The sequence below is a fragment of the Moraxella canis genome (assembly GCF_034424565.1).
In the GTDB taxonomy this organism is placed as follows: domain Bacteria; phylum Pseudomonadota; class Gammaproteobacteria; order Pseudomonadales; family Moraxellaceae; genus Moraxella; species Moraxella canis.
This window is the reverse complement of the sequence record NZ_CP139961.1, coordinates 1724953-1744804: the sequence shown is the minus strand read 5'-3', so window position 1 is coordinate 1744804 and position 19852 is coordinate 1724953. Positions and strand designations below refer to the sequence as shown.

The 19852-nt window shown below is 44.4% G+C and carries 17 protein-coding genes; 2 read left to right on the top strand and 15 right to left on the bottom strand.

The features are described from left to right. Positions 1-17: 17 nt before the first annotated feature. From U0021_RS07920 to U0021_RS07905, 4 genes are all read right to left on the bottom strand, one after another. On the bottom strand, positions 18-1121 hold the full coding sequence (locus tag U0021_RS07920) for an RNA-guided endonuclease InsQ/TnpB family protein (RefSeq protein WP_327037442.1): 1104 nt from the start codon (positions 1119-1121) through the stop codon (positions 18-20). Between the two features lie 104 nt (positions 1122-1225). After that, the gene (locus U0021_RS07915) at positions 1226-1744 is read right to left on the bottom strand and encodes a TPM domain-containing protein (protein ID WP_114800300.1); all 519 of its coding nucleotides are present in this window, start codon (positions 1742-1744) and stop codon (positions 1226-1228) included. After that, the gene (locus U0021_RS07910; RefSeq protein ID WP_114800301.1) at positions 1744-2862 is read right to left on the bottom strand and encodes a TPM domain-containing protein; all 1119 of its coding nucleotides are present in this window, start codon (positions 2860-2862) and stop codon (positions 1744-1746) included. Before U0021_RS07910 ends, U0021_RS07915 begins: the two co-directional genes overlap by 1 nt. 22 nt (positions 2863-2884) lie before the next feature. After that, positions 2885-3529 (bottom strand): LemA family protein, encoded by a 645-nt coding sequence (locus U0021_RS07905; RefSeq protein WP_049236332.1) that lies wholly within the window; start codon positions 3527-3529, stop codon positions 2885-2887. 33 nt (positions 3530-3562) lie between these two features. Between U0021_RS07905 and U0021_RS07900 the strand changes: the two genes are divergently transcribed. Both U0021_RS07900 and U0021_RS07895 read left to right on the top strand, forming a co-directional pair. Further along, positions 3563-3973, top strand: coding sequence for a hypothetical protein (locus U0021_RS07900; protein WP_162816801.1), 411 nt, complete (start codon positions 3563-3565; stop codon positions 3971-3973). Between the two features lie 135 nt (positions 3974-4108). Then, positions 4109-5620, top strand: coding sequence for an alanine/glycine:cation symporter family protein (locus tag U0021_RS07895; protein WP_407666557.1), 1512 nt, complete (start codon positions 4109-4111; stop codon positions 5618-5620). 186 nt (positions 5621-5806) lie between these two features. On the opposite strand, the gene exaC is transcribed toward U0021_RS07895, so the two are convergent. From exaC to bamA, 11 genes are all read right to left on the bottom strand, one after another. Next, positions 5807-7318, bottom strand: coding sequence for an acetaldehyde dehydrogenase ExaC (gene exaC, locus U0021_RS07890; RefSeq protein ID WP_114800304.1), 1512 nt, complete (start codon positions 7316-7318; stop codon positions 5807-5809). Between the two features lie 230 nt (positions 7319-7548). Next, positions 7549-9546, bottom strand: a complete 1998-nt coding sequence (dsbD, locus tag U0021_RS07885; RefSeq protein WP_205276513.1) for a protein-disulfide reductase DsbD — start codon at positions 9544-9546, stop codon at positions 7549-7551. A gap of 162 nt (positions 9547-9708) precedes the next feature. Next, entirely contained in the window at positions 9709-9834 is a 126-nt protein-coding gene (gene cydX / locus U0021_RS07880) for a cytochrome bd-I oxidase subunit CydX (protein WP_049236336.1), read from the bottom strand. An 11-nt stretch (positions 9835-9845) separates the two neighbouring features. Next, the gene (gene cydB / locus U0021_RS07875; protein ID WP_264756298.1) at positions 9846-10982 is read right to left on the bottom strand and encodes a cytochrome d ubiquinol oxidase subunit II; all 1137 of its coding nucleotides are present in this window, start codon (positions 10980-10982) and stop codon (positions 9846-9848) included. 14 nt (positions 10983-10996) lie between these two features. Beyond that, the gene (locus U0021_RS07870) at positions 10997-12601 is read right to left on the bottom strand and encodes a cytochrome ubiquinol oxidase subunit I (protein WP_114800306.1); all 1605 of its coding nucleotides are present in this window, start codon (positions 12599-12601) and stop codon (positions 10997-10999) included. Between the two features lie 246 nt (positions 12602-12847). Continuing rightward, a complete protein-coding gene (locus tag U0021_RS07865) occupies positions 12848-12976 on the bottom strand; it encodes a methionine/alanine import family NSS transporter small subunit (protein ID WP_078255201.1) in 129 nt (42 codons plus the stop codon). Positions 12977-12988: 12 nt separating this feature from the next. Beyond that, on the bottom strand, positions 12989-14479 hold the full coding sequence (locus tag U0021_RS07860) for a sodium-dependent transporter (RefSeq protein ID WP_114800307.1): 1491 nt from the start codon (positions 14477-14479) through the stop codon (positions 12989-12991). 339 nt (positions 14480-14818) lie between these two features. Beyond that, positions 14819-15592 carry an acyl-ACP--UDP-N-acetylglucosamine O-acyltransferase gene (lpxA, locus tag U0021_RS07855; protein ID WP_114800308.1) on the bottom strand — a complete coding sequence of 258 codons (774 nt, stop codon included), beginning with the start codon at positions 15590-15592 and terminating at the stop codon, positions 14819-14821. Between the two features lie 41 nt (positions 15593-15633). Continuing rightward, on the bottom strand, positions 15634-16161 hold the full coding sequence (gene fabZ / locus U0021_RS07850; protein WP_078255205.1) for a 3-hydroxyacyl-ACP dehydratase FabZ: 528 nt from the start codon (positions 16159-16161) through the stop codon (positions 15634-15636). A gap of 70 nt (positions 16162-16231) precedes the next feature. Continuing rightward, positions 16232-17245: a UDP-3-O-(3-hydroxymyristoyl)glucosamine N-acyltransferase gene (gene lpxD / locus U0021_RS07845; protein WP_114800309.1), complete on the bottom strand. Its 1014-nt coding sequence runs from the start codon at positions 17243-17245 to the stop codon at positions 16232-16234. Continuing rightward, complete coding sequence (gene bamA, locus U0021_RS07840) at positions 17245-19686, bottom strand: outer membrane protein assembly factor BamA (RefSeq protein ID WP_114800310.1); 2442 nt, start codon at positions 19684-19686, stop codon at positions 17245-17247. Before bamA ends, lpxD begins: the two co-directional genes overlap by 1 nt. Positions 19687-19852 lie beyond the last annotated feature (166 nt).

Here is a 19852-nt window from a genome sequence, read left to right as displayed (position 1 = left end):
TTGACTTCCTCCCCGCCCTAAAGTGCGGGGATTCCTACAGCTAGACGGTCAAGCCCGACCGCAAGAATGTTCCGACTGGCGTTAATATCTCTATCATGCCATGTGCCACACTTTGCACAAGTCCATTCTCTTATTCCAAGACCTGTCCTACCTTTCGGACTACTGGACATATCGCCACAGCACGAACAAGTTTGGGTAGTGTATCGCTCTGATACGATTACAAAACGGCAACCTGCATTCTTACATTTATAGATCAGTTGCCGTTTGAGTTCAAACCAACCTGCATCATAGACGCTTTTAGCCAGTTTGCCTTTTTTGCTGTTAAATTGGGTGGTTTTCACATCACCGACCACGATTAGGGCGTTATCCTTGACTAATTGGGTGGTGAATTTGTGAATTAAGTCTTGGCGTGTATTTTTGATTTTGGCATGGATTGCCTGTACACGCTTGTTTTTACCTGCACGCTGAGCAATCGCTAAGTCTTTGGCGTATTTAAGCGTTTGCTTAATATGCAGTTTATCCCCGTTTGAGGTAGTGGCACTGTCTTTTAAACCAAGATCAATACCAACCGAACCTGTGCCACAAGTGGTTTTAGGATGGTTTTTGACAGTAATGCAGGCGTACCAGCGGTGACGGCTGTCTTGCACAATCTCACAGGTGTTAATTTGATATAGTGATAGGTTGTAGCTGTCCCATAGGTCAATGACTAGCTTTTGTCCTTTGGCTAGGGATAGTTGCAAGGTGGATTTTAAGCCTTTTTTACCGCTTTGTCGTGTCGCTAGGTGTTTGATGGCTGATTTCTTAAAGGGTATCCAGCCCAGTGATTTGCGTTTTGCTGTTGGGCGATTGGTTCGCCAATTAAGTTTTGCCTTCTTAAACTGCTTACGACTTTTAGCATGGGTTTCATTGATGGCTTGAATGGTTTGAGAATGTAAGCCTAGTAGCTCACCACTGCCTTTGGTGTAGTCGTTTAGGTCGTAGGCTGAAAAGAATTTGCCAGTTTTTTGTAGGTGTTTGTAACTCAAGTCATTAACATAATTCCACACGAAATTGACTAAACCGCTTAGGTGGTTTAGTTGGTCTATGTGTTTATCTTTGATGCGTAGCTTGAGTGTTTTCATGGGTTTATTATATCATTTTATTAAGCTAAGAGATTAAAAAGTGAGATTTACCGCCTGATATCCACCGCCTGAAGTCGGTGGTTTTACGGCGGTGATGGATAAACTTATTTAAGATAAGTGACTTGATTGGACAGCTCATTACCCATGTCGTCATCACTTGGATAGTGCATTTTTAATAATTCACCAATCTGAGTGATCAGCGCCGTCAAGCCCAGTTGCATCTTACCCTGGCGAAATTGAGCCACTGTGTCATCGCACATTTTTTGCCAATAATCCATATGGGCTTTTTGATCAATGCCACGATCAGCGATGATCTCAAGGTCATGCTCGCATAAATTAACATAGACTAGCACGCCAGAGTTATGCTCGGTATCCCAAACCTTATGTGTGGCAAACAAATATAAGGCGCGCTCGCGGCAGTCTTGGCTATAAGCATTGGCGATGGGCAAATGATTTTCGATAATCAGGTAAATCTCACCACGATGACCCAGCTCTGCCTGCGTAATCGCTTGCGTTAATGCCGCTTTGACAGTTTTGGTGAGCCAGCGATTATGCAGCGAGGGAATGTAAACCATCTGACGAAACAGTCGTGCCAAGCTTTTGGTTGATTGAATCGTTTGCATTACCAAGAACCTCCTGCGCCGCCGCCACCAAAGCTGCCACCGCCACCGCCAAAGCCGCCACTACCAAAACCACCGCCGCCGAAGCCGCCGCCTCGCCCGCCGCTACCAAAACCACCGCCACCAGTGATGGGCACTGAGATACCGCGAGCCAATAAAAATACCCATAATATGACTGCAGCAATTATCGCCACAAAAAACCCAGTACCGCTCATCAGTGCTATAACAACAAATCCGCCTGCGCCAATAGTAGCGCCCAAGAATCTTCCAAGAAGCGCTCCCAAAAAAGAGCCTACAATCAGTGCAATGATAAATAAGCCAATGATATCTACATCCACAGCATCATCAGCTTGAGCTTTGGCTTGAGCATCCGCACGAGCCAAGCTTTCAGGGTCGGCTCTTAGGCGCTCATCAATGCGCGCAATCCCTGCCGACAGACCTTGAGCATAAGCCCCTGAGCGAAAAGCTGGAGTGATGTCCTCACGAATAATGCGATTCAATGCTGCGTCAGGCAGAACACCCTCAAGCCCATAGCCTGTCAAAATATACATATTACGATCATTAACCGCAACAGTAATCAACAAACCATCGTCTGCATCCGCCTGACCCAGCTGCCATCGCTCAGCGACAGCGAGTGAATAATCAAAAATATCCACGCCATCAGTGCTTGGAACGATCACCAAGGCAGCCTGAGCTAAGTTATCTTGATAGATACGCTGCAGCTGCTCTGTCAAATGCAGATATTCTGATGGTGTCAATATTTTGGCAGCATCAACCACAGGCGTATTTAAAATCAGCTTATCATGACTGACATTTTGGGCATTCGAGGTGGGTTTATTGACAGGTGCTGACTGGGCTTGGGCATCTGCCGACTCAGACAAATCAGCCATCTGCCCAAATTCGCGAACAGACTCAGCCAGCGGTGAATCAGGATCACTTTGAGATGCGCGATTGGCGCTAATAATCAAAGCGGCTAAGTCATCTTCGGAGGCAGATGCTGTTACAGTATTCGATGCAGGCTCAGAAGCCCAAGCAGACGCACCTAAAACCAAAAAAATTGGTAATAAAAGCGCCATTATGCGTCGCTGTATCGCCTGAGTATGAGCGTGCATTTTTTGCATTGACTTAACCACGCTGAGCCAATTACTGCGCAGTGCCAGTATTTGAGTTAGCACTGCCTGTATTGGCGTTATTACCAAAGTTTACCGTAGGTGCCGTTGAGATCGCCGCTTCGTTTTCGACACTAAAATTAGGCTTAGGCTTCATGCCAAACACCATTGCTGTCAAATTTGTAGGAAATTGGCGTACAGTTGTATTATAAGTACGCACATCTTCGATATAGCGATTACGAGCAACAGCAATACGGTTTTCAGTACCTTCTAGCTGAGCTTGTAGATCTTGAAATAGCGCGTCTGCCTTCAGATCAGGATAGCGCTCAGAGACCATCATCAGACGAGACAGCGCCGAGGTCATCTGACCTTGAGCCTCTTGATACTGCTGCATGGCTTGAGGATCGTTAAGCGCTTCAGGCGTCAGCTGCACACTACCCACACGAGCTCTGGCTTCGGCAACTTCACTAAAAACCGCTTGCTCATGCGACGCATAGCGCTCAACGACCTGCACCAAATTGGGCACCAAATCAGCTCGGCGCTGATATTGGTTAACGACTTCAGACCAAGCAGCTGCCGTTTGTTCATCTTGGGCTTGCAAGGCATTATAGCCACAGCCAGACAGTGTTAAAGTTGAAGCCAGCATTGCGCTCATAAGCAGATGTTTTTTCATAATCATTATCTCCAAGATAAAAGGCGGTATGCCGCTAATATGTCTGAATGTGTATTAAAATACAGGCTTTATACCGCTTTTTCAATAACGCTTACCAAAAACCGACAAAACAATTTTGTTTTGACTCTATTTATCAAAACTCTTAAAAATAATTTAGGATTTGGTTATTGGTTAGATTCAAGTGTTGATGAAATTAACATTAAAACTTTTATAAACTCCCTGCTGGGTAAGCTTTTGCTTATCTCTGTCGTCATTGTATCAACAAACCAATATGGACTTAGTCTAAAATCCATTAAAATCGCAAATTGGCTAATGCATTTATCATTGATTGGTTTAAATTTACCCAAAATTCATAATTTTTTACGAAAAATTTCAATTTTTACTAGCTTTTATCGGCATTTTATGGCAAATTGCAACAATCTAAGACAAAATGTTGCATGTTTTCGGTAGAATGTGGCATTTTTGTATCTCTTAGGGCAAATGGATTGGCTATCAATTATCCAACATCCTAGATTGAGATGGATTGATAGCATAATTGTGGTCTGATCATCCCAATGATCAATTTCTTGGGATAAACGAAGGAATATGCTTATGGAAAGCATGATTGACACCCTCAATGGTATTATTTGGAGCCCTGCACTGATTTATCTGTGCTTGGCTGCTGGTCTATTTTATTCTATCCTTACTCGTTTTGTGCAGCTGCGTCATTTTAAAGAAATGATCCGCCTGCTTTTTTCTGGCAACGATTCACCCGAAGGCATCAGCTCATTTCAAGCACTATCAGTCTCTTTGTCCGGTCGTGTGGGTATGGGTAATATCGCTGGTGTTGCCGCTGCGATCGGCTTTGGTGGTCCAGGTGCAGTATTTTGGATGTGGGTGGTTGCTTTCTTGGGCGCCGCCACTGCGTATACCGAATCAACCCTAGCTCAGATTTATAAAGAAACCGACCGTGGTCAATATCGCGGTGGTCCTGCCTACTACTTTGAAAAATTCTTTGGCGGCGGTTTTGGTAAGTTCTATGGCATTTTGGTTGCCGTATCCTTTATTATTTCTTGTGGTTTATTCTTGCCAGGCGTTCAGTCAAACGGTGTTGTCAAAGCCATCACAGGTATTACAGGTGAAGGTAATATGGTGAACACCGCTTTTGGTGCTGTCGGCATGAATACCTTGGTCGTCACGCTGATCATGGTGATTATCTTAGGTTTGATTATTTTTGGCGGAATTAAGCGCATTGCTCGTGTTGCCGAGTTTGTGGTACCGTTTATGGCGCTTGGCTATATCTTAATGGCGGTATTGATTATTTTATTTAATATCAATCAATTACCAGGCGTCATCAGCCTAATCGTCGGTGATGCCTTTACTGCTCAAGCAGGCTTGGGCGCTGCCATCGGCTGGGGTGTAAAACGCGGCGTATATTCAAACGAAGCAGGTCAAGGTACAGGTCCACACCATGCCAGTGCTGCTGAAGTTGAACATCCTGCACAGCAAGGCATGGTACAGGCATTTTCGGTCTATGTGGATACTTTATTTGTCTGCTCGGCGACCGCTTTCATGATTTTGATGACTGGTATGTATAATATCCAAGGCACGCTGCCAGATGGACAGTTCTTGGTTCAAAATGTCGATGCAGCAACCATCATCAGCGGACCTGCATTTACCCAGATGGCTGTCTCAAGCATGTTCGGTGGATTTGGTAATCTCTTTGTGGCGGTGGCGGTTTTCTTCTTCTCATTCACCACCATTATGGCTTACTATTATATCGCAGAAGTAAATGTGGCATATTTGACGCGTTCAATGAAAACCACAGGCGCTTTGTTTGTCATCAAACTGGTACTGATCTTCGCTGTGGCTTATGGTGCCATCAACAGCTCAGGCTATATCTGGAACATGGGTGATGTTGGCGTAGGCTTGACCGCTTGGCTAAACATCGTCGGTATTTTGGCCATCTTCTTTATGGCTAAGCCTGCTATTTTGGCGCTCAAAGACTACGAAGCCCAACAAAAAGCTGGCGTAACCAAGTTTACTTTTGACCCTGTCAAACTGGGCATCAAAAATGCAACTTTCTGGGAAGAGCGCAATAAAAAAGAACAAGGCTGATTTATTTCAAGCCAATAAAAGCCCCATGATATCATGGGGCTTTTATTATATTTGCTAAGTACCTAGCGAATGCCTAGCGATTCTGTGTCTGATACCAATATAACCAAATATCAATTAATCAGCTTTAAGTTAAGTAAAAAAAATTTGACCCACCAATGGTAGGTCAAATGTACCGATCTTAGATAATTAGAAGAAACCCATCGCTTTGGGCGAGTAGCTTACCAATAGATTTTTGGTTTGCTGATAATGCTCAAGCATCATTTTGTGGTTTTCACGACCAATGCCCGACTTCTTATAGCCACCAAAAGCAGCATGGGCAGGATAGATATGGTAGCAGTTTGTCCATATGCGGCCTGCTTGAATAGCACGGCCTGCACGATAAGCGGTCGTGCCATCACGAGACCACACGCCTGCACCCAAGCCATAGATGGTGTCATTGGCAATTTCCATCGCCTCATCAAAGTCCTTAAAGGTGGTGACTGCCAACACAGGACCGAAGATTTCGTCTTGGAAAATCTCCATGCTATTTTCGCCTTTAAAGATGGTCGGCTCAATATAATAACCACCGTCCACATCATGGCGCGCGCCACCGCCTGTCAAGACTTCGGCACCTTCGGCCTTGCCTTTATCGATATAGCCCAAGATCTTATCTTGCTGCTCTTGAGAGGCTTGCGCACCAACCATGGTCTCAGTATCTAGCGGATGACCTGTTTTGATTTTCTTGACACGTTCAACCGCCTTTTTCAAGAACTCTTCGGCGATACTTTCGTGAACCAAGGCACGTGATGGGCAAGTACATACCTCTCCCTGATTCAGAGCAAACATGGTAAAGCCCTCCAAAGCTTTATCCAAGAATTCATCGTCTTTATCCATAATGTCAGCAAAGAAAACGTTCGGTGATTTGCCGCCCAATTCCAAAGTCACAGGAATGATATTCTCTGTGGCATACTCCATGATTTTTTGACCCACTTCTGTTGAGCCCGTGAACGCAACCTTACCAATCCGTGGATTGGTCGCCAAAGGCTGACCGACATCAGGTCCAAAGCCATTAACGATATTGAGCACGCCTGGTGGTAATAAGTCTTCAATCAGCTCAACAAGTACCAAAATACTAACTGGTGTCTGCTCAGCAGGTTTTAAGACAATGCAGTTACCCGCTGCCAAAGCTGGGGCTAGCTTCCAAGCCGCCATCAGAATCGGGAAGTTCCATGGGATAATTTGCCCAACCACCCCAATCGGCTCATGATAATGATAAGCAACCGTATCTTCGTCGATCGGAGAAATGCCACCCTCTTGAGCTCGGATACAACCAGCAAAATATCTAAAATGATCAATCGCCAAAGGAATATCCGCCGCCAAGGTCTCACGCACAGGCTTACCATTCTCCCAAGTCTCAGCGACAGCCAACAGCTCAAGATTTTCCTCCAAACGGTCGGCAATTTTTAATAATAGGTTAGAGCGCTCAGTCGGCGAAGATTTATTCCAAGTTTTTTTGGCTTCATGAGAGGCATCTAAGGCAAGCTCAACATCTTTGGCATTGGATTTGGCAACTTTTGCAAACGGTTTACCATCGACAGGTGAAATATCGTCAAAATACTCACCACTGACAGGGGCGACCCATTTACCGCCGATGAAATTATCATATTTTTCTTTGAAAGTAACTTTACTGCCTTCAGTATTTGGATCGGCATAACGCATAATACAACTCCTTTGCTATCATAAATATCAATAAAAACCGAGCCTAATTTGAGTGTACAAGTTTACTCGGTAAATTCATCATGCCTGAATTTGACTCAATAATCAAGCATATTTTAAAAAATTAACGATGCCTTAACACTTTGTAATGGTCACTGTCAATTCATAAGCGATACTCAAAAATCCATGCAATAAAAAAGCTCAACTTAATGAGCTTTTATGATAATAGACCTTCATCGAGACAGGGCATCTTTGAGCGTGTCAAGTTTAGTTTCACCCAATAATACCTGATCCAGCTTACCTTGACGATAAATCAATAGCGCTGGCGGTCCGAATAGTTGATAGCGCGCCAAAATGGCTCGGCTATTTTCTGTGGTCTCAGAGACATCGAGTTTTACCACTTGATAATCATCCATCTCACTGGGTCGATTGGTGAATAATGTCCGCTCCATGATGCGACATTCAATACACCAATCCGCTGTCACATCCACCAAAACTTTATCATGTGCCGCCAAGACACCATCAAGCTCAGCTAATGTATCAATTTTGATATCTTGATGGGCAGACGATGCAAAGCTTGGTACATGCCAAGGTCGCCAAGCGTCATTTGCGCCAATGATCATTCCATAAGCTAATACTGCTGCCCATGCTGCTGGGATGATGGCAAGTAATTTGAAAATTTTTCGGCTTTGCCCCACCGACACAAATAGCCAAGCCGCCAAAGCAACAAACCACACCATCCACAGCCCCAACATCCATGTGGATAAGACAATGCGCTCAATCAATAACAAAGCAACCCCAAGCAGCAAAAATCCGCCCAAGCTACGAATGTGCTGCATCCATGCGCCTGATTTTGGTATCCATTTGCCTTGCGCTGTACCCATGACAATCAATGGCACAGAAATACCGATACCCAATGCAAATAACGCCAAAAAGCCAAAAATCACATTACCGCTTGCCGCAACGACCGTCAGTGCACCAGCCATGGGTGCTGAAACACATGGGGACACTACCAATGCTGACAACAGACCTGACAAATAACTACCGCCAATGGTGCCAAGTCGGCTATCGGCTGCTTGCGATTTGGCGGATAACGTGTTTGACAGTACGCTTGGCAGGCGCAGCTGAATCCAACCAAACATAAAAAGTGCAAAAAAGACAAATAAGAGTGCCGCAACCAAAAGAACTTCAACGCGCTGCAACCAGGTAGCGATGCCAAGCGCCTGCCCAAACCAAGCTATGAGCGCCCCAAGTAGCCCATAAGCGGTTGCCACACCCACGCCATAAGCAGAAGACAAAACAAAGCCTCGCTTAGCACTGGATTTGGCGTGCTGACGCGCTACGATATTGGCAACAATGGGAATCATCGGATAAACACAAGGCGTAAACGCAAGCAAAATGCCCGCCAAAAACAAAAAGCCAATCATCAAAATCGGAGACAGATTTTTATCATTCACTTCAGGCAATGTGTGATCGAGGGCAAATTTTTGATCAACATCATTGGCTATCGTAGCTTGAGTAAGGTCATCTGTTCCATCATCAGAAGCCTGAATATCAGAGGCTACTCGCTGTTCATCAAGCTTGCTTTGGTCATCCAAATGTTCACTATTTGTGTCATTTGCAGCCGATTGATCACTTGTTTGGGCAGCCAAAGTCGGTGTTTGACTTAAATTTTGCTCAGCGGATACAGATGCTTTGGCAGCTGGGCTGGGCTGGGCTTTAGCGGTGGGTGCAACTGACTTGTCTGCTTCTAAGCTGATTTGGGCGGTCGTGATCTCTGGTGGATAACAAAGTCCTGCTTTGGCGCAGCCTTGCCAACGCACCTCAACTGGCTGTTTGTCAATGGTCGTTTGGCTAGACAGCTTAACGCGTGCACTCACATTCTCCTCAAAAACAGGCACGACACCAAATGTGGGATCATCGATGATCGTAGGCGTTTTATCAAATACCCATTGCCCAGCGCTGACACCATCGGGCAGCTTGAGTGACAGCCGCTCTTGGTAAATATAGTGCTTGGGCGTAACCTGAAAACTGACAACAAGCTCATCCCCCGACTGAGAGGCAGACACTTGAAATGCTTCATGCACGGGCAAAAATTTTGGCTGACTTGCACCGCCAAATAACGACGCCAAATTATTGGCGGCGGCAGGCATAGCGGCGCCCACCGACGCCGTACTGACTATTGACGCTCCCAAAGCAATCGAATACATGCAATTTTTTAGTTTTGACATGCCACACCCAAATTAAAGATTACTGCATTATTTGATCAAATTTGGCAAATTATACCACGCTTGTATTGCTTGAGTTTTGCTAAATCAAAGATACTAATCGTTAAACCAGCATAAAAGATCACCCCAAACGCACTGGCTTGGAGTGATATTGATCGATGCTCTTTATTTTTTATTGTCAAACTGCTTAAAAGAGTCATTACGGCTGTCTTCAAACTCAACCCAAACCGCACTGACAATGGCGAGCAGTACTGCAAAACCCAATCCTAAGATCCAAGCAAAATACCACATAATTTACCTCATTAATAAAGTGTTTTTTCGTTTTCTTTGATATAAGCCTTGGTGACTTTTCCTCGCATCACTGCATAGCCCCAGCTGGTATAAGCCAACACGACAGGCAACAAGAAAATCACCACAAAAAGCATAATTAACAAAGTAAAATGGCTTGATGTTGAATCCCAAACGGTCAGGCTTGAGCGCGGATCGGTAGAAGATGGCATATAAAATGGGAATAATGCCACGCCTGCCGTTCCGATGATGCCAAGCAAGGCTAGGCTTGAGCTGACAAATGCGGTCAATGTGCGACCCATTTTTAGTAAAGTAATGGTCACAAGTGGCATCAGTGTACCTAATGCTGGTAGCAGCCATAGCCCAGGATGATTATAAAAATTAGTCATCCAAGCGCCAGATTGGATTTGTACTTGTTTTGATAGTGGATCAATCACCGCACCACCATCTACAGCACTTACCAAAACATAGCCATCCAATGTCTGCACCCAAAACCCTGCGATGACAAAAAGCACTGAAGTGATGACCGCGGCAACGGTTGCCGAGTTTTTGGCGCGAGATTGCACATCTTCAATGGTGCGGTGCGCCAAATACACACCGCCTTGCATGGTTAGCATGGCAACACTGACCAAGCCACATAGTAAGGCAAATGGTGCCAAGAGTTCAAAAAATGAACCAGAATAAGTAGACACCAAATTTTGGTCAAAACTAAACGGTGAGCCAAGCAATAAATTACCGAAAGCCACACCAAAAATCAATGCAGGCACGCTCGATCCAACAAATAACAGCCAATCCCACGTATTGCGCCATGTGTCGTTTTTGATCATGCTGCGGTATTTAAAGCCAACAGGACGGAAAAATAATGCCCACAATGCTGCCATTAATGCCCAATAATAGCCACTAAACGCGGTCGCATACACCAAAGGCAGTGCCGCAAAGATCGCCCCACCAGCGGTAATAAACCAAACTTGGTTACCCTCCCAGTGCGGTCCAATCGTATTGACAATGATGCGTCTTTCGGTATCGGTACGACCCACAAAAGGCAATAGCGTACACACGCCCATATCGTGGCCATCCATGATGGCAAAGCCGATCAGCAAAACACCGACAAGCAGCCACCAAATCAGCTTTAATAATTGATAGTCAAACAATTCATACAGCATGGTTATACCTCCTGCTTATCGGATGGCTGAATTAAATGCTCTGATGCCGTTTCTCCGAAGTACTTACCCGTCCCAAGACTTGCAGGACCAAGACGCACATATTTAAGCATCAAATACACCTCAACGATCGCCAATAGGGTATAAAAAATGACAAACCCCGCCATGGATAAAATCACATTACTCACATCGATATTAGAAACCGATAAGTGTGTCGGTAAAATCCCGTAAACTGTCCACGGCTGACGACCATATTCTGCAACAAACCACCCTGCTTCTGCTGCGATCCAAGGTGCAGGAATCATCACCAATGCAAATTTTAATAGCCAAGGCTTGCTCATAAAATTACCTTTCAAAGTAAAGAATAAGCACAAGCTATATAAAACAAGCATCAGCACACCCATGCCCACCATCACACGGAATGTCCAAAACATCGGAGCGACACGCGGTACACTGTCGTCCACGGCTTTTGAGAGCATTTCTGGAGTGACATCGGCCATGTTATCGGTGTATTTTTTGAGGAGCAGTCCGAAGCCCAAATCTTCTTTATGCTCCTCAAAAACGTCAATCAAGGCTTGCGGATTTTCAACGCCATTTAGCTTATTTTCACGCATCAAATCCAAGGCGCTAACAGCAGTCATGCCGTTCACGATGCGATCGGCATTTAGCTTTTTGATATCATGAATGCCTAAAATCTCAGTATCAAATGAACGCGTACCTAAAACCCCCATGACATAAGGGACGTGAAGCGACCAGTCATTTTTTTGTTCAGCTTCATTAATACCGGCAATGACATTAAAGCCAGCTGGTGCAGGTTCAGTCTCCCACATGGCTTCCATGGTTGCCAATTTGGTTTGTTGAGCTTGTCCGATCGAGTATCCAGACTCATCTCCCAAAACAATGGCGCTACAGATGGCAGCAAAGCCAAATGCCGCCGCAACATGAAAACTGCGCTTAGCAAACGCAATATCCCGCCCTTTTAGCAGATACCACGCTGACACCCCAAGCACAAAAGATGCGCCTGTCACATAGCCTGCCGAGACAGTATGAACAAATTTATTTTGGGCATCAGGATTCAAGAAAACTTCAGCGAAGCTGACCATTTCCATGCGCATGGTTTCATAATTAAATTCAGCACCAACTGGATTTTGCATCCAGCCATTCGCTACCAAAATCCACAATGCTGATAAACTGGTACCCAGCGCCATCAGCACCGTTGTTGTGAAGTGCTGTAGCCGAGACATTCTATCCCAACCGAAGAAAAATAGCCCAACCATGGTGGACTCAAGGAAAAAAGCCATCAAGCCTTCGATGGCAAGCGGTGCGCCAAAGATGTCGCCCACATAATGCGAATAATATGCCCAGTTTGTACCGAATTGAAATTCCATGGTTATGCCTGTGGTTACCCCAAGCACAAAATTAATTCCAAATAGCTTACCCCAAAACCGGGTCATGTCTTTCCAAATTTCTTTGCCCGTTGTTAAATAAACGGCTTCCATGATGACCAAAAGCCATGTCATCCCAAGCGTTAACGGCACAAATAAAAAATGGTAAAGTGCAGTCACAGCAAACTGCAGACGTGACATATCAACCAGATGCTCGGTAATCATACCAAAAATCCCTTAAAAATGACAAAAGCTGTCATTCTCCCAATAAACAGCTTTATATTTTGATGACATCAGTCAAGGCAACCCATCCATGTGCGTTGTCAGCGTAAAACTCAAATCATTATAGCCAATATCTCTAACAAACACCATGGATAATTGATGAAAGCTAGAGTCACTTTTTAAGATTGAATAAACCAAACAAAAACCCGTCAAGTCGGTAGCTTGACGGGTTTTTTGAGCGGTGCATCATCAATGATGAGATGGCACTTTATCCATATCGATATCAGGATGTTTGGCAAGATGCAGCGCAGAGATGATCAGACCACCCCAAATTACTGTCATTGCAACAATCATAATGATCAGTGCTAAAGTTCCCATTTTTAAATCTCCTTATTGTTCTTCATGAGACGAATGACCTTTGATGCGCGGTAACACCAGTGCCAATATGGCACAGATAATGATCACACCCCATCCAAAGATAAACTGCACATTAACCGGATAACCGCCATAGCCTTCGGTAAGCAATGATTTAAGCGTCAAACCCAAGGTGACAATCAAAGCGATTGGTGTCACAATCGTCAGCATGAATGACCAAACCGCGCCCACTTTCACACTTGAGATGGCATTGATGTGATTGATCAATTCAGGCAATTTATTGCGATTAAACCAAGTGACCCAAATGATAGACAAGATCGCGCCAAAGACGATGCCGATATTATTCACAAAATTATCGATCACATCCACAAATGTGATGGCATTTTGAGAACCAAATAACGCAATCGAGATGATCGCTGAACCCAATCCAACAACGGTGACCGATTGCTGTTTTGACCAGCCAAACTTATCTTGGACAGCTGAAATAGGCACTTGCAGAATTGATACCATTGAAGTCACGCCAGCGACAAATAAAGATCCAAAGAACAAAATACCCACCAAATTGCCTGCATCGCCCATGGTTGAGATGATTTTTGGGAAGGCAATGAATGCAAGACCGATACCACCTGAAACTACTTCAGAAACTGGCACGCCTGATGCCTGCGCCATGAAGCCCAAAACAGAGAAAATCCCAATGCCTGCCAAAAGCTCAAACGATGAGTTGGCAAAACCAACCACCAAGCCTGAACCAGTCAAGTTGGCATTACGCTTAAGGTATGAGGCATAAGTCACCATGATCCCAAAACCAATCGACATCGAGAAAAACACGTGTCCATAAGCAGCTAGCCAAACCTTAGGATCCGCCATTTTTTCCCAGTTAGGCGCAAAGAACGTATCCAAACCCATCGTTGCGCCTGGCAAAGTGACCGCGCGCGCAACCAATACGCCAAACATAATTACCAATAAAGGAATGAAAATTTTATTAGACAGCTCCACACCTTTTTTGATGCCGCCGTATAAAATCAGCAATACGATCGCCCAAACAACCACCAAGCCGATTAACAGCTGTGATGAATAAGCCATGGTTAATTCACTGGCATTTTGTAGATAGGTATTAAAGAAAAACCCTTCGGTATCTTCACCCCACTGCTGACCAACTGCAAATAGCGTGTAGTTACCTGCCCAGCTCAACACTGACGCATAATAAATACCAATAATGGTACAAACTATCACTTGCCACCAGCCAATGCCTTCGGCTGATTTGATAAAACGGCGATAAGCCGTCGGTGGTGCACCTTTATATTTTTGACCCATCACATAATCTAAAAACAGCAAAGGGAATCCTGCCGTCGCAAGTGCGATCAAATACGGTAAAAAGAATGCGCCACCGCCATTTTCATAAGAAACATAAGGGAAACGCCAGATATTACCCAAACCAACAGCCGATCCGATGGCTGCCAAAATAAAGCCAGAGCGTGCTGACCAACTTTCTCGTTGCGCCGACATAATAGCTCTCCTAAAATCCTATCACTCTTTTGAGAGAATCAAATATTCTTGCGTGTGACATATCCTAAAGTCTAAGTGTCGAACTTCAGTCATATAGTCACCGCGCCCACTTTTTATTTTGGTGTTTTATCCAAACTTTTTAAGATAAGTTTTAAAATGATAAATGCACCACTATAGTTTGTATGAACTTACAAAAAAAGTCAAACAAATCCTATAATTAAAAGTAAAAAACCTGCAACAAATCGTTACAGGTTTTGCAAATGCGATAGATTATTTAAATAAATTGATCATTATTTAAGAATAAATTAAAAAATTCAATAACTTTTCATCTTTTTCAATTTATCGAACCAAGCCACGCTTGCTATTAGTGATTGAGTCAATCAAAAGCTGCACTTTAGGCTCTGCTTCGACCAATTTTTCAAGCTCAGTCAAAGCCTCGTCACGCAGCAATCCTGAGCGAAACACCAATCGATACGCTTGATCCAGCGCTTTGATGGTTTCTTGCGACCACCCTTTTCGGCGCATGCCTTCTTTATTTATGCCATGCGCCTTGGCAGGATTGCCTGACACCGTCACATATGCCGCCACATCTTTGACAATTAAGCTGGCACCGCCGATCATGCTATAGTCATCAATTCGACAAAATTGGTGGACGCCAGATTGACCGCCGATAATCACATGATTGCCAATATAAGCATGTCCAGCAATGCCCACATTATTTGCCAATACATTGTGATCCCCAACCAAACAGTCATGAGCAATGTGCACGTTGACCATAAACAGGTTTTGGTTGCCGATACGGGTCACGCCTTGATCTTGGGCGGTGCCACGATGGATGGTGCACGCTTCGCGAATGCGATTATAATCACCAATCTCAAGATAGGTTGGCTCGCCTGCGTATTTTAAATCTTGGGGATTCTCACCAACACTGGCAAATTGATAAATGTCATTATGTGCACCAATGGTGGTATTCTCACCAATGATGACATGGCTACGAAGCACAGTATGTGCGCCAATCTTACTGTTTTTGCCAATGATACAATAAGGTCCGATGATGGCTGAATCATCTATGATTGCAGACTCATCAATAATCGCCGTAGGATGAATCGTCATGGTTACCTCTTAAAAATTTATCTCAAATGATTGCATGTTAATCATTTGATGCCATCCACCTTTTGGCGAGCGATCATAATTTCAGCACTGCATGTCAGCTGACCATCAACATGGGCAGTGCACTCAAATTTATAAATGTCTCGTTTATTCATCAAAACTTTTGAGCGAATCACCAACTGATCACCTGGCGTGACAACTTTCTTAAAACGAACCTTATCCACACCTGCAAACAAGTACAAATAGCCATCATCAGATGTCTGCCCTGCGCTGATAAAGCCCAAAATGCCTGAAATCTGCGCCATGGCTTCGACTTGTAGCACGCCTGGCATGATCGGATTATCTGGAAAATGCCCATTAAACATCTCTTCATTGATGCTGATGTTTTTATATCCAGTGATCCATTCATTAGGCCTGCAAGCGGTTACCCGATCAATGAGCATAAACGGATAACGATGGGGTAGATAATGCTTAATTTGATCATAGCGAAGTGGCAGCGTGATGCCTCGCTCACTGAGCGCTGTCAGATCAGTATCATTCAGTAACTCAAAATCAATACTAGAAACGGACATAAATTTCCTTATATATCAAAGCTTTAACAAAGCAAATCAGATGATCGGTCAATCATCCAAAATCTTTGGTTTATTTTTCGCCCATTTGACGGAATCTGGATGCGGCACGTCGCCATTTTAAAGAAGGCATCGCAACCGTACCCGACGAATAGCTACCTGCCTCACGAATATCACTAATCACCATACTCATGCCTGTGATGGTCACACCATCGGTAATGGTGAGATGACCACTAATACCGACTGCACCGCCAATGATACAGTTTTTGCCGATTTTGGTACTGCCTGCAATCCCGCATTTTGCGGCGATGGCGGTACCGCTACCAATCTGTACATTGTGAGCAATCTGCACCAAATTATCAATAATCACATGATCGCCAATGACGGTATCATCCACAGCACCACGATCAATACAGGTATGACTGCCGATACGCACATGATTGCCAATGATCACACGTCCAAGCTGAGCGATGCGTTGCCACTGCACTTGACCTTCAGCCAATGCCGGTGCAAATCCAAAGCCTTCAGAGCCGATGTTAGCATGGCTATGAATACGCACCTGCTCACCAATGACACAGTCATGATGAACGATAGCACCAGCATCAATCAAACTACCACGACCAATCTGCACACGCTCACCAATGATAGCACCTGCACCGATGATCACGCCATCAGCGATGTGCGCCCCTGCCCCAATGACAGCATGCGCACCAATGGTTACTTGCTTGGAAATGTGCGCTGAGTCATAGATGACCGCCGTCTGATGAATACCCGATGGGTCATTAGGCGCAAATAATGCGCTAACACAAGCATAAGCCAAATAAGCATCTTTCACCAAAAGATAGGGTGCTGACGCATTGACTGCGTGTGCTTTATCGGCAAATTTATCTGACAATAAAACCAGTCCTGCTTTGGTATCAGCCAATTCATTGATGTATTTTGGCTGTGCTAAAAAGGCAATTTGTCGATCATTTGCACCGCCCAAATTAGCCACTCCAATAAAGATGGCATTATGATCTAATGCTTCTTTGTTTAAGACTGGCTGGCGCTTTTCAATGGCTGTGATAATGTCATGAATGCTGAGCATTAAAATACGCTACCAATTTGGAATTGTACAGTATCAGTTTCGTCAGTGTCTTTTTTGTTCAAGGCTTTGGCATAACTGATGGATAAAGGACCGATCGGTGTATACCAAGTTGCACCAACGCCAGCACTATAACGCAATTCTTTATCTTGAGTGAGCAGCGGATAGTTATTCGCTCGAGCATTTTGTTCAGTCGTCGCTTTTGGATCTTCAAAACGTGTCAAATCAATGGTTTCTTTATCCATACCCGTGGTGTCAAACACCTGACCACCTTCAATAAAGATGACTGGACGCACTTGATCCACCCAGTCGCCCTTAAATGGCAATGGTAAAATTAACTCAGTGCCAAAGGTTGCCAAGGCGTTACCGCCAACAATTTCACCACGTGGGAAAGCCTGACCACGGCGTGCTGCCAAATATGCTTGAGAGCGCGGACCCAAAGAAGATTGGTCATAGCCACGCACCGAACCATAGCCCCCAGCATAAAAGTTTTCATAAAATGGCAGATCATTACCATAGCCAAGCTTGGCGTAGCCGCGTAGCACAGAGTCCTTAATAAATGGACGATAAATATTGCCTTGATAGACAGCTTTTTGGTAGGTTTTATCACCAAAACCGAATGTCAAATCCACATTATGACTCATGCCTTTGGTTGGGAATACTGGTCGATCTAGGCTTGAGTAACTCCAGCCTAAAATGGCATTATAGCTGGTATAGTCATTTTTAAAATCAGGGACGCCATTGGCATCAACTGAGATTTCACCGCCATCATCAATCAGCTGCTTAACATTGCTGATACCCATGAAGCGACCACCACGCACTTCAGTTTTATCGATATTTACACCTAGGCTTAATCGCTGATTTTCATCGATCGGATAGCCATAGCTTAATGAGCCGCCATAAGAGTCAAGCACATAGTTACTGATGTTCTTATCATCATACTTGGTTTTGCGATAATAACCATTTAAGCTTTGAGAGACGCCATTGACGGTAAAATATGGATCAGTCATGCCCAAGCTGTAAACTTCTCGCGTTTCAGAACGAGAAAATGACGCGTTAACACGATTACCTGTACCCATAAAATTACTTTGTGACACATCAAACTGGAAAGTCACACCGCCACTTTGAGAGTAGCCAGCAGCGATGGTCGACGAGCCTGATGGCTGTTCTTCTACCACAAAATTCACATCAATTTGATCCGGCGAATTCGGCACTGGGCGAGTATCTACGGTCACATTTTTAAAGAAACCTGTGCGCATTAGGCGTGCGCGTGACAGCTGAATCTTTTGGTTGGATGCCAATGCACCTTCAAGCTGACGCATCTCGCGGCGAAGCACTTCATCTTGGGTTTTAAAGTTACCCGTAAAATTAATCCGTCGTACATAAACAGGGCGCACCGGATCAATATAATAATCCACATCTACCGTGCGTGTCTCATCATTAATGCGCGTCACAGGACGAATTTGGGCATAATAATAGCCATCATCTCCAAATTTAGCACTGATACCGCCTGTTGAGCTATCAAGTTTGGCTTGTGAGAATCCTTCTCCAGGCTGAAACTCTAGCAGCTGCTGCAGCTCATCTTGGGTGTAGGTAATATTTCCCATAAACTGCGCTTGACCGAAACGATACTGCTCACCTTCGTCTAACGAGATCTCGATAAAGACGCGGTTTTTGTCTTCGTTAATGTTAAGCTTGGCATCCTTAACCTCGAAGCGCACAAAGCCAGCATTCAGATATTTGGCGCGCAAGCTCTCCAAACTTGCAACCAATTTTTCTTGGGTGTAGCGGTCAGCTTTTGATAGTGGATTGATTTTGTTATCTTTGATGGCAAGTTCATCAATCAAATCTGCATCGCTAAAATGTCGATTGCCAATGATATTAATATCAACCACGCGCGCAGGCTTACCCTCAGCAAACGTCATATCAAGCTTGACACGATTGCCATCCATTAAGGTCTGTTTGACTGTGATTTCGGTATTATAGTAGCCTTGCGACATGTATTGATTGGCAAGCTCAGTTTCGATCATCTGCACTGTGGCTTGCTTGAGCGGCTGACCGACAGCCAAGCCTGCATTTTTAAGACCTTCTTCCAAGCCATCTTTTGGGATCAAGCGATTGCCTTCAAAATTGATCTCAGCGATCAGCGGTCTTTCGGTGACTTGATAGATAATACGCCCTTCTTGATGATAGACCTGCACATCCGAAAAATTGCCTGTTGCGTACAGCGCTTTGACACCTTCAGCGAGCTTCGCTTCACTCACCACTTGCCCCAAGCGAAACGGCAACACGGTTTGTAAGCTTTCAATAGTCACTCGCTGCAAACCTGTGATGGCGATATCATTCGCCACAAAATCCGCCGCCTGCGCCTCAACCGACATCACCATCGTGACGGCGATTGCGATTGCGCTGACCTGAAAACCTTTAAAATATGAATTACGCATAAGTCTATCCAAACTTAATTTTTAAAATTTCTAAAAATAAGGCATAAAAATGTATCAAAACTTTTCTACACCCAAATTTATATTGTGTAAAGGTAAGCCAAAAAGTTAAATTTGGCAAGCATTTCAGCTTAAAAAATTCAAAATTTTTTGTTAAATGTTTGAAAAA

What these genes read in the sequence shown, in the direction of transcription:
- U0021_RS07920 (WP_327037442.1), bottom strand. Translation starts at nt 1,121, where the DNA reads ATGAAAACACTCAAGCTACGCATCAAAGATAAACACATAGACCAACTA.
- U0021_RS07910 (WP_114800301.1), bottom strand. Translation starts at nt 2,862, where the DNA reads ATGCAAAAAATGCACGCTCATACTCAGGCGATACAGCGACGCATAATG.
- U0021_RS07865 (WP_078255201.1), bottom strand. Translation starts at nt 12,976, where the DNA reads ATGGGAACTTTAGCACTGATCATTATGATTGTTGCAATGACAGTAATT.
- fabZ (WP_078255205.1), bottom strand. Translation starts at nt 16,161, where the DNA reads ATGTCCGTTTCTAGTATTGATTTTGAGTTACTGAATGATACTGATCTG.
- lpxD (WP_114800309.1), bottom strand. Translation starts at nt 17,245, where the DNA reads ATGCTCAGCATTCATGACATTATCACAGCCATTGAAAAGCGCCAGCCA.
- cydX (WP_049236336.1), bottom strand. Translation starts at nt 9,834, where the DNA reads ATGTGGTATTTTGCTTGGATCTTAGGATTGGGTTTTGCAGTACTGCTC.
- lpxA (WP_114800308.1), bottom strand. Translation starts at nt 15,592, where the DNA reads ATGACGATTCATCCTACGGCGATTATTGATGAGTCTGCAATCATAGAT.
- exaC (WP_114800304.1), bottom strand. Translation starts at nt 7,318, where the DNA reads ATGCGTTATGCCGATCCAAATACTGAAGGCAGTAAAGTTACTTTCAAA.
- dsbD (WP_205276513.1), bottom strand. Translation starts at nt 9,546, where the DNA reads ATGTCAAAACTAAAAAATTGCATGTATTCGATTGCTTTGGGAGCGTCA.
- U0021_RS07895 (WP_407666557.1), top strand. Translation starts at nt 4,109, where the DNA reads ATGCTTATGGAAAGCATGATTGACACCCTCAATGGTATTATTTGGAGC.
- U0021_RS07900 (WP_162816801.1), top strand. Translation starts at nt 3,563, where the DNA reads ATGTCTGAATGTGTATTAAAATACAGGCTTTATACCGCTTTTTCAATA.
- U0021_RS07860 (WP_114800307.1), bottom strand. Translation starts at nt 14,479, where the DNA reads ATGTCGGCGCAACGAGAAAGTTGGTCAGCACGCTCTGGCTTTATTTTG.
- U0021_RS07905 (WP_049236332.1), bottom strand. Translation starts at nt 3,529, where the DNA reads ATGATTATGAAAAAACATCTGCTTATGAGCGCAATGCTGGCTTCAACT.
- bamA (WP_114800310.1), bottom strand. Translation starts at nt 19,686, where the DNA reads ATGCGTAATTCATATTTTAAAGGTTTTCAGGTCAGCGCAATCGCAATC.
- U0021_RS07915 (WP_114800300.1), bottom strand. Translation starts at nt 1,744, where the DNA reads ATGCAAACGATTCAATCAACCAAAAGCTTGGCACGACTGTTTCGTCAG.
- U0021_RS07870 (WP_114800306.1), bottom strand. Translation starts at nt 12,601, where the DNA reads ATGATTACCGAGCATCTGGTTGATATGTCACGTCTGCAGTTTGCTGTG.